Source organism: Methanoregula sp. (assembly GCF_002835825.1).
Lineage (GTDB): Archaea > Halobacteriota > Methanomicrobia > Methanomicrobiales > Methanospirillaceae > Methanoregula.
This window is the reverse complement of record NZ_PIZH01000053.1, coordinates 1-8,809: the sequence shown is the minus strand read 5'-3', so window position 1 is coordinate 8,809 and position 8,809 is coordinate 1. Positions and strand designations below refer to the sequence as shown.

Here is an 8,809-nt window from a genome sequence, read left to right as displayed (position 1 = left end):
CTGCAAGCACACTTGTGGTAGTAGCATCGATGACGGGCCGGATTTCATCATGGGTCCGGTGCAGGTACTGCTCCATCAGAGGCTCGCTCGCGTGAGAGTAGGGGCCGTGGCCGATGTCATGCAGGAGCGCGGCGGAGACAACGAGCCGGTGCTCATCCTCCGGCAGCTGGAACCTGCGGCAGGCAACATTGGCAAGGAACATGCTCCCGAGGGAATGTTCGAAGCGCGTGTGGTTTGCCCCGGGATAGACAAGAAACGAGAAGCCAAGCTGGCGGACATACCGGAGGCGCTGGAGCACGGGTGAGTCGAGCAGCCGGAGCGCATAGTCCTCCATCTCGATATAACCGTGGACCGGGTCCTTGATGATCTTGGCGTTCACTAAAGAATCTTCATATACATCGCATAAAAGTATTGAGTAATGATTACGTTCCTGTCGGGCGGGACCGGCACGCCGAAACTCCTTCGGGGCATGCAGAAAGTGATGGACCGGCACGAGATCTCGGTCATCGTGAACACGGCCGAGGACATCTGGATCTCGGGAAACCACATCTCACCGGATGTTGACACAGTCATGTATCTCTTCGCCGGTATCCTCAACACCGACACCTGGTGGGGTATCCGGAACGACACCTTCACCACCCACGACGAGATCATGCGCCTTGGCGTCGATGAGTTTATCGGCATCGGTGACCAGGACCGGGCCGTTCACATTGCCCGGGGCGAGATGCTCCGCGGGGGGATGCGGTTGACAAACGCGACAAAGTTCCTCTGCGAACGCTACGGAGTCCGCGAGAACGTGTTGCCGATGACCGACACGGAAGTGACAACGCAGGTGAAGACCGAGCTGGGCCCGATCCATTTCCAGGAGTACTGGGTGAGGGCAAAGGGGAAGATCGGCATACAGGAAGTTGTGCGATGCTTCAATGAGCCACCAGTAGCAACTCCCGAGGCGCTCGAGGCCATCGAAGCAAGCGATGCTGTTGTGATCGGCCCCTCCAACCCAATCACGAGCATCTCCCCGATTCTTGCCTGCGAAGGGATCAAAGAGGCGATCCAGGACAAGGTTGTCCTCGCTGTCAGCCCGTTCATTGGCAACGAGCCGGTGAGTGGCCCGGCAGCAGCCCTGATGCGTGCCGCCGGCTATGAGCCGAACGCCATCGGGACGTTCAACTGCTACGGGGGCCTGACCGATATCTTTGTCCAGGATGTCCGCGATCCCGTCGAGGTCAGCCATGCAGTGCGCTTCGACACCCTGATGACGGACGAGGACAAGAGCGTAGCCCTGGCAAACGAAGTCCTCCAGCTGATAGCGGCTGCCTGACCCCACGTCCCACTATTGAGCTGCCCGGCGTCCCGGTTTGCAAATCTATATATCGCTCCGCAATAACGGTTAACGTAAGAGGGAAAACCGTTTGATCCGGAATACGCTGATTGTACCGCTGGTTTTTTTGGTCTTGCTGGCGGGTTGTGTGTACGAGTCCCCAAAAGAGGCGGGGACGATCCAGTTCACGTCGTCGCCATCGGGAGCCCAGGTCTATTTTGATTCCCAGTTCCGGGGGACCACGCCGGTCTCTCTCGCCGGTGTGGAACCCGGGAGCCATGCCATCGAGTTCCGGTACCCTGGTTACCAGGGATGGTCGGAGGTCATGGTCGTCTCCCCGGGCAGCAACAATGTCTTTGCTGCCCTGATACCCACACCGACCGATACCCCCAGTACGCCGGAAGTTGTGACCACCACTGCTTCTGCTGCATTGCCTTCCAATGCGGTTACCGTGACCATCACACCAGGCAAAAATCCGATGCTTGTCGGGGACTCGAACACCTTCCGGGGAACCGCCTCCGGCACAAAAAATGTTATCGTGACCATCTACGGGTCCGGGATCTACTCTGGCGGGATCTCATCGCTCCTCAAGGACGTCGATGCTTTTGGGAACTGGGCATATGTCTGGAACCCGGGCACCGGAATTCTGCCAGGGACCTACCGGGCAACCGCCTCCGATCCTGACAAGAAGACCCTGGCCCAGGCAGCGTTCGAGGTTATCGGTAACGGGGAAGTGACCGTTGTTCCGAGCACGTACGCTGCTTCACGGGGGGGCACGATCCGGTTCTCGGGCCTCTGTACGACAAATGCTCCCGAAGTCGAACTCGTCCTGTATGGTCCTGACCAGTATGCCGGGGGTGTCAGGCTGGGCACTGTCTCGGTACAGGCGAACGATAACTGGGTCTTTTCGTACACCCTGGACAACACGGTGTCGACCGGAACCTACACCATGAAAGCGAACGATATCCCGAGGACTACCTCGGGTTCTGCCCAGTTCACCGTTGGATTTACCGGGCAACCCTGATCCATTCACCCGCTCTCTCTTTTCCCGGGTTCCCGCCCGTAATGAAAAACAGGGTTTTTGAGCGAGATCCGGCTGTATCGCGCAAATCTGGCGAGAACACCCACCCGATACCTATTTGAACATTTTCACCTAATATTCGTCTGGAGATGTTTTTATGAGTGTAGTCAAAAAATTCCTCAACCTGTTCAAGTCAGGGACAGAGGAGGGCGAAGAGGCGCGCCTGAGGGCACAAAAGGAGCGCACCGAGAACCTCTTAAAAGCCCTGACCGATGGCGACCTCGATGCCCGCTGGGCCGCTGTCCGGTCTGTTGGCGACCTTGGCGAAGCCTTTATTGAGCCACTGATCCGGGGGCTCCAGGATGAGTACTGGATCATCCGCAGGGGCTCTGCCGATACGCTGGGCAAGATCGGGGCACCTGCGGTCACCCCGCTGATTGCAGCGCTGACTGAACCAAGTGACGATGTCCGGCAGGAGACGATTCGGGCCCTCCAGCTGATTGGCGAGCCTTCGGTGAGCCCTCTTGCGCAGGAAGCAAAGAATCCCCACCCGTTGATCCGCAGGGGTGCTGTGCAGGCACTGGGGATGATGGGCGAGGAGAGGGCAGTCCCGGTACTTGTCGAGGCCATGAAGGACACTGACGCTGGTGTCCGGTACGAGGCTGCCGTTGCCTTTGGCCGCATCAACGACCCCCGCTGTATCCCGTGCCTGATCGAGAGCCTGAACGATCCGCAGGAACGGGTGCGGACCGCCGTCATGGCTACGCTCTGCTCGCTCGGTGTCCCAGCAATCGATCCCCTTATCCGTGCACTCATCGCCCAGAACGAGGATGTTGGCAGGCGGGCATCCCTGGCCCTCGTGACAATCGGGGAGCCGGCCATCGACCCCCTGATCGCTGCACTGGCTGACCAGAACCCGGGCATCCGCAGGGGTGCAATCGAGGCGCTCGGCCAGATCGGCAACACGCGGGCAATCCCGAAGATTATCGAAAGTCTCGAAGACGATATCCGGCCTGTCCGTATCGAGGCCGTCAGGGCCCTTGCAGCCCTTGGCGTACCAGCAATCGCCCCGCTCATGCAGGTCTTCCGCGAGGGGGACAACCGGATCCGGTCCGGCGCCATGGAGGCGCTCTGGATGCTCGGCCAGCCGGCAACAACCCCTCTTATCATGGTCTTAAAGGACGAACAGAGCGATGTCCGGAAGCGGGCCGCACTCCTGCTGGGCGAGATTGGCGACCAGAAAGCCGTCGACCACCTGACCGGGCTCCTCTCGGACGACAACGTTGCCGTCAGGAAAGAAGCATTCGAAGCTCTCGAGATGATCAAGAAGCGGACCGCTCAATAATCCCAATACCTGTTTTTTTCCGTTCGTTCAGACGGTCAGGATGTCTGCACCGTGCGATGGTTCTTTTCAAAAAAGGTCAGGGCAGTTCCCCTGCCGCTTTCCAGTAATCGTACTCGTGCTTCCAGAGGTCCTTGTTAAACGATACAAGGCGCTTGAAGTATTCCCTGCGCTCTGCGAGGACTTTCGCCTGTGCGGGATCGGACCATTTTGTCTTGATCGCTTCGGCTAGCTTCTTTCCAAGTGCCTTTGCCTCTTTCTCGGCACCGGCAATCGCATCCGGATCGGCTCCCAGGTGGACTGCGACCTTCCCGACAGTCATGGCACCATAATTGCCAAGGGCCATGTTCATATAATCCGCAACTTCGTTTGCATAGGAGCCACCAGCGGTGCAGACAGAGCAGCCGTACTTGCCGGCAAACGCCTGGCAGTGCACCGTGTCCGCCATGCGGTCGAGCATGGTCTTGAGCTGGGCGGTCACCGCGTTGATGTAATTGGGCGATCCGAAGACAATTCCGTCCGCGTCGGACATCTTCAGGAGGAGCGCCGGGAAATCGTCGTCATGGATGCACTCTCCCTTTGCGTAACAGGTGCCGCACGCCGTGCAGTAATGGATGTCCAGGGCACAGATGTCAACAAACGTCACGTCCGCACCGGCCTGCCGGGCTCCTTCGAGAACCCCCATTACGAGCCGGCGGGTCTGGCTCTTGTCGCCTTTCGGGCTGGAATTGATGCCAATGATCTTCATACTACCACTACAGTAATGATACCCGCAGGGCGCAATAAAGATGTACGGTACTGGAGAATTGCAGCTGCCTATGGAAGTACGGCACTGCGACGGTTCCAAATATTCCCGTGACCCATGATCCAACAGGAGATTCCCATGCTCATCCGAAGTGTTGCAGACTGCTCCCATACACGCGTGATCGATCGTTCAGTCCTGTGCGAACTCCTGCATCCCGATAAGGTCCCGGAAGCCGCGGGGCTTGGGTGCAGCATTGCCCATGCGATTGTGTCAGTGGGAGAGTCCACGCTGCCCCATGTTCTGGACCGGTCGGTAGAGCTCTACTACATCCTTGAAGGGGAAGGAGAGATGCATATCGGGAACGAACAGGAGTTTGTGCGGGCAGGACAGATCGTGTATATTCCCCCCAAAGCCCGCCAGTACATCCGCAATAGCGGTACAGGAGACCTTGTGTTTCTGTGCATCGTTTCTCCGAAGTGGCAGGAAGGCGATGAACGGCTTATCACCTAGCTGATGCCTGACCGGATCCGGCAATTGTTTTTTATAGCGGGACAGTCATCTCTCCATTATGGCGACGGAGTCTCGTGCGCCAGGGGAAAGGACCCGCATCTTCTTCTTCCTGATCCTGTTCGTTGCCGTACTCTGGGCTGTCTTCCTGCTCCATAAAGGAGAGGTGCTCCAGTTCGTCTTTTTGTTCGCTTCGCTTGCGGCAATCAACCCGGTCGTCGGCTTCATCGATATCCGGAACCACAAAAAGAACCGCACCCTCCTGCTCTTCTACTTCCTGGTGCTCGTCGCCCTCCTCTGGGCAGCGTTCCTTTCCTATTTCGGGGTCCACCTCTGGGTCAGCTTCTTTATCTTCATCATCGCTGTCGGCATTCCCCTCCTGCTCCATGCAATGGACCAGGCTCCCATTCCATCCGAAACCTGACCGGAAGAAGGGGTCTGCAAGGGCAGGGAAGACCTACCTGATGGTCTGCAACGGGGATATCTAAAAAAGCAGTGGTCAGGTCCAGTAATTCCTGACAAACAACCGGTTCTTCTGCACCGTTTCCGTGAACAGTTTCAGGAACAGTGGAACGATAAGGATGCAGACGACCGCATTGCCGATGAACCATGCGGAGAAGGCCGATATGAATGAGACAGTTTCGACAAGCGAGAGCGTCCCTACAGCCCAGACAGCCCCGATAAGGTTGTTGACGATGACACCGAAAAGGATGATGTAGGTATAGTCCCGTGGGTTTTTCATGGTCAGGTCGACCTGGAAACTCCGTACCGCAACAAGCGGAATGAGCGCCTGTAAAAGTCCGGCCACGGCCCAGATGAGCGCAACATGGGGGTTGTGGACAAGGGTATCAGACACCAGCAGCCCCGAGCCGGCAAGGGTCCCGACATAGGAGGCGATTGCACCATAGCAGCCAAACCAGAGCGTAAAGAGGATCATGAACCCTACGGCGATAAACATCCAGGATATCACGCCCCCGCCGGCCAGCGGAAAGACCGAAACGGAGAGCCATGCAAGGAGCGTATTGACAATGATAAGGATGAGCGTAAGAATGACAAAGGAGTAGGTGGGCGGGTTCTCATGTTTCATGAAATTTACCTTTATTCCTTATTGTCCGTCCCTATAAAAAGCATTATTCAGGGTCCGGAATCCGGGATGTCATGCCCGCGTACTGTTGCCTGAGCCGGGATTGACAGCCGTGCATTTATGATGACCTGAAGAGAATAGTACAGGAGATGGACCTGCCGTTCCTTTTCATCGATATTGTGCTCCACATTGACAAGTACCTTCCCGGAATCATTGACAGTTATGGTTTCTGGACGTACCTGATCCTCTTTGCCATCGTCTTCTGTGAGACAGGGCTCGTTGTCACCCCGTACCTCCCCGGTGACTCGCTCCTCTTTGTTGCCGGGACACTTGCCGGGGCAGGTTACCTGAATATCGAGGCCCTGATCGTCATCCTCCTTGTAGCTGCAATCCTTGGCGACACGGTCAACTACTGGATCGGGCACACTGCCGGGATGAAGGTCCTGGAGAAAAAGTACAGTTGCGTCCGCCCCGAGCATCTCGAAAGAACCCAGGAGTACTTTGCAAAATATGGCGGCATGACGGTTGTCATCGCCCGTTTTGTGCCCTTTATCAGGACCTTCGCCCCGTTCCTTGCCGGCGTAGGCAAAATGAGCTACCGCTGGTTTCTCACGTACAACATCGCAGGGGCAGTCCTCTGGATCTTATCGTTCACCCTGGCCGGATACTTCTTTGGGGGTCTTTCCATTGTCAAGGAGAACTTCAGCCTCATCGTGTACCTTATCATCGGCATATCAATGCTTGCCGTGGGGTCGGTGATTCTCCAGCTCCTGCGGCAGCCCTGCAAGGGAGCGTCGGAGAGTGTGGAAGCTGAAAACAAGGACTGAGAACTTTTTGTTCCTCCATCCTTCTGGACAACTCACCCCCTGACCTTTTTTTCAAAAGGCAACCCAGGATTGGTTCGCCTCACGCCCACCCAGGTCGTGTTCAGTCATGTCACGGGAGGGATGCACTCTCCAAGAAAATCCGCCGGGAAAAGATTGCCTGGATAAATGCAACACAACCGCCCGATAACCTGAGCGGGGTTTGCTGTCCTGAACGAATCGGGTAAGAAAAAAAGGGGGCACTCACATCGGCTGCGCGTGCATGCTGGAGGGGATGATATGCCGGATCACCATCTCCGGCACCTGCGTCGATGTTTTAACGCTCATGTCGAAGTTGGCATTTTTCCCGGTTGACCCAAGATAGGTGAGGGTGATCTCAAAATCCGTCTCGATGACCGGGATGCCCAATACCGTTACTTTCGCGTGCTTGGGGCTGATGATACGCTGCTGGCCGACAACCAGTTTCTCCTTTGTCCCGTCAACATCGCAGAACAGTTCGTTTTCATAGGAGGCGACAAGGATGTGGCTGCTCCCGATCGTCACCGGCTCGCCATCCGGTAAGGTGACGCGGTAATTTGTCGTATAGGGAAGCGAAGGTTCAGAAAACGATCCCATCACCACAACGGTCAGGGTAAAGACCGCAAGCGTGCCGAGAACGAGGATGAGCACGACGATGCCGACCAGCGCCTTGGTACCGGTACTCCAGCCTTTCGTTTCCTGGGGCTCCTTGGTTTTTTCAGGTTCTGCCATAGTTCTTCACCTAAGTGGGGTTTGTTGAATAATATATGGATTATGGAATCCGATTGGATCATGAGAACCCTGAGATGGAGATAATTCCCATCAGGGTATGTTCGAGTTCCGAGAGGTTCGAAGAGCCTGCGACTCTTCTCATCCTCAACCTTTTGATTAAAGTCTCAGATTCGTCAGCCCCCCGGCACATCCTTCGCGTTTCCCGCGCCCATTTGCCCATGAAGATGAAAAATCACGCCTGTCTTCTGATTCAGGCCCCCGCACCCACAATACCATCATTACCTCCTGCCGCCCATTGTTATAGGATTTTAATGCGCACGCCCATTGCACAGGTCACCCCCGCATCCGGTTCTGCCGAGATCGCCGGCTGGGTCCACGAGGTCAGGGACCTCGGCGGCCTCGCCTTCATGCTGATCCGCGACCGGACGGGAATCATCCAGGTGACCATCCCGAAGAAGAAAGTATCCGAGCAGGTCCTTGCCGCCGTCAAGGCAGTCTCCCGCGAATCGGTTGTACGGGTCACTGGCCCGGCCAAGGCGCTAGACAACGCCGCAGGGCGCCGCGAGCGGTGGCCGGAATCGACCGAGCTCATGCCGCTTGCCGAGCCTCCCCTTCCGGTGGACGTTTCCGAAAAGGCCCCGGCCGAACTCGACACCCGGCTCGACGCCCGGTTCCGTGACGTGCGGCGGCCCCGCGTTGCCGCGGTCTTCGAGATCCGGAGCGCAGCATGCTACGCGATCAACCAGTTCCTTCACGATGCCGGCTTCACCGCCATCACGACTCCCAAGATCGTAGCAGCGGCAACCGAGGGCGGCACCGAGCTCTTCCCCATTGCCTACTTCGACAAGGAGGCCTTCCTCAACCAGAGCCCGCAGCTCTACAAGCAGATGATGATGGCCGCCGGCTGCGAGAAGGTGTACGAGATTGGACCGATCTTCCGTGCCGAGGAGCACGCGACAACGAAGCACCTCAACGAGGCGACCAGCATCGACATCGAGGTCTCGTTTGCCGACCATCCTGAGGTCATGCGCATCCTCGAGGACCTGATTAAAAAGACCTACGAGTACGTGGATAAGACCTGCAGCGTGCAGATCGCCAACACGGGTGCCGGGGACTTTGCCGTCCCGAAATGAGCCTTCCCCCGGCACCCGTCCCCTGATGCCAGCGCGATCGCAGCAAAGAAGATCGGGGACCCGACTAAAGACGGCAACGACA

Annotated in this window: 11 protein-coding genes; 7 read left to right on the top strand and 4 right to left on the bottom strand. The window is 57.2% G+C overall.

What is annotated here, in order from left to right; genetic code table 11:
* Positions 1 to 379, bottom strand: a 379-nt coding sequence (locus CW742_RS03445) for an HD domain-containing protein (protein WP_292416488.1), incomplete at its 3' end; no start/stop codon positions are given.
* Between the two features lie 39 nt (positions 380 to 418).
* Here CW742_RS03445 and cofD point away from each other — a divergent pair.
* From cofD to CW742_RS03430, 3 genes are all read left to right on the top strand, one after another.
* Positions 419 to 1,321: a 2-phospho-L-lactate transferase gene (gene cofD, locus CW742_RS03440; protein WP_292416485.1), complete on the top strand. Its 903-nt coding sequence runs from the start codon at positions 419 to 421 to the stop codon at positions 1,319 to 1,321.
* Between the two features lie 127 nt (positions 1,322 to 1,448).
* Positions 1,449 to 2,345, top strand: a complete 897-nt coding sequence (locus CW742_RS03435) for a PEGA domain-containing protein (protein ID WP_292416482.1) — start codon at positions 1,449 to 1,451, stop codon at positions 2,343 to 2,345.
* 154 nt (positions 2,346 to 2,499) lie between these two features.
* On the top strand, positions 2,500 to 3,687 hold the full coding sequence (locus tag CW742_RS03430) for a HEAT repeat domain-containing protein (RefSeq protein WP_292416479.1): 1,188 nt from the start codon (positions 2,500 to 2,502) through the stop codon (positions 3,685 to 3,687).
* Positions 3,688 to 3,763: 76 nt separating this feature from the next.
* On the opposite strand, the gene CW742_RS03425 is transcribed toward CW742_RS03430, so the two are convergent.
* Positions 3,764 to 4,432: a flavodoxin family protein gene (locus CW742_RS03425; protein ID WP_292416477.1), complete on the bottom strand. Its 669-nt coding sequence runs from the start codon at positions 4,430 to 4,432 to the stop codon at positions 3,764 to 3,766.
* 135 nt (positions 4,433 to 4,567) lie between these two features.
* On the opposite strand from CW742_RS03425, the gene CW742_RS03420 reads away from it, so the two are divergent.
* Entirely contained in the window at positions 4,568 to 4,939 is a 372-nt protein-coding gene (locus CW742_RS03420; RefSeq protein ID WP_292416476.1) for a cupin domain-containing protein, read from the top strand.
* Between the two features lie 58 nt (positions 4,940 to 4,997).
* A complete protein-coding gene (locus tag CW742_RS03415; RefSeq protein ID WP_292416473.1) occupies positions 4,998 to 5,360 on the top strand; it encodes a hypothetical protein in 363 nt (120 codons plus the stop codon).
* A gap of 75 nt (positions 5,361 to 5,435) precedes the next feature.
* On the opposite strand, the gene CW742_RS03410 is transcribed toward CW742_RS03415, so the two are convergent.
* Positions 5,436 to 6,023, bottom strand: a complete 588-nt coding sequence (locus CW742_RS03410; RefSeq protein WP_292416470.1) for a hypothetical protein — start codon at positions 6,021 to 6,023, stop codon at positions 5,436 to 5,438.
* Between the two features lie 146 nt (positions 6,024 to 6,169).
* Here CW742_RS03410 and CW742_RS03405 point away from each other — a divergent pair, with 146 nt between their 5' ends.
* Positions 6,170 to 6,847: a VTT domain-containing protein gene (locus tag CW742_RS03405; protein WP_292416467.1), complete on the top strand. Its 678-nt coding sequence runs from the start codon at positions 6,170 to 6,172 to the stop codon at positions 6,845 to 6,847.
* Positions 6,848 to 7,087: 240 nt separating this feature from the next.
* On the opposite strand, the gene CW742_RS03400 is transcribed toward CW742_RS03405, so the two are convergent.
* Entirely contained in the window at positions 7,088 to 7,594 is a 507-nt protein-coding gene (locus CW742_RS03400; RefSeq protein ID WP_292416464.1) for a hypothetical protein, read from the bottom strand.
* A gap of 311 nt (positions 7,595 to 7,905) precedes the next feature.
* On the opposite strand from CW742_RS03400, the gene CW742_RS03395 reads away from it, so the two are divergent.
* Positions 7,906 to 8,727, top strand: coding sequence for an amino acid--tRNA ligase-related protein (locus CW742_RS03395; RefSeq protein WP_394339456.1), 822 nt, complete (start codon positions 7,906 to 7,908; stop codon positions 8,725 to 8,727).
* Positions 8,728 to 8,809 lie beyond the last annotated feature (82 nt).

Coding starts and splice junctions, on each gene's coding strand:
- cofD (WP_292416485.1), top strand. CDS start 419: ATGATTACGTTCCTGTCGGGCGGGACCGGCACGCCGAAACTCCTTCGG.
- CW742_RS03430 (WP_292416479.1), top strand. CDS start 2,500: ATGAGTGTAGTCAAAAAATTCCTCAACCTGTTCAAGTCAGGGACAGAG.
- CW742_RS03425 (WP_292416477.1), bottom strand. CDS start 4,432: ATGAAGATCATTGGCATCAATTCCAGCCCGAAAGGCGACAAGAGCCAG.
- CW742_RS03420 (WP_292416476.1), top strand. CDS start 4,568: ATGCTCATCCGAAGTGTTGCAGACTGCTCCCATACACGCGTGATCGAT.
- CW742_RS03415 (WP_292416473.1), top strand. CDS start 4,998: ATGGCGACGGAGTCTCGTGCGCCAGGGGAAAGGACCCGCATCTTCTTC.
- CW742_RS03410 (WP_292416470.1), bottom strand. CDS start 6,023: ATGAAACATGAGAACCCGCCCACCTACTCCTTTGTCATTCTTACGCTC.
- CW742_RS03405 (WP_292416467.1), top strand. CDS start 6,170: ATGGACCTGCCGTTCCTTTTCATCGATATTGTGCTCCACATTGACAAG.
- CW742_RS03400 (WP_292416464.1), bottom strand. CDS start 7,594: ATGGCAGAACCTGAAAAAACCAAGGAGCCCCAGGAAACGAAAGGCTGG.
- CW742_RS03395 (WP_394339456.1), top strand. CDS start 7,906: ATGCGCACGCCCATTGCACAGGTCACCCCCGCATCCGGTTCTGCCGAG.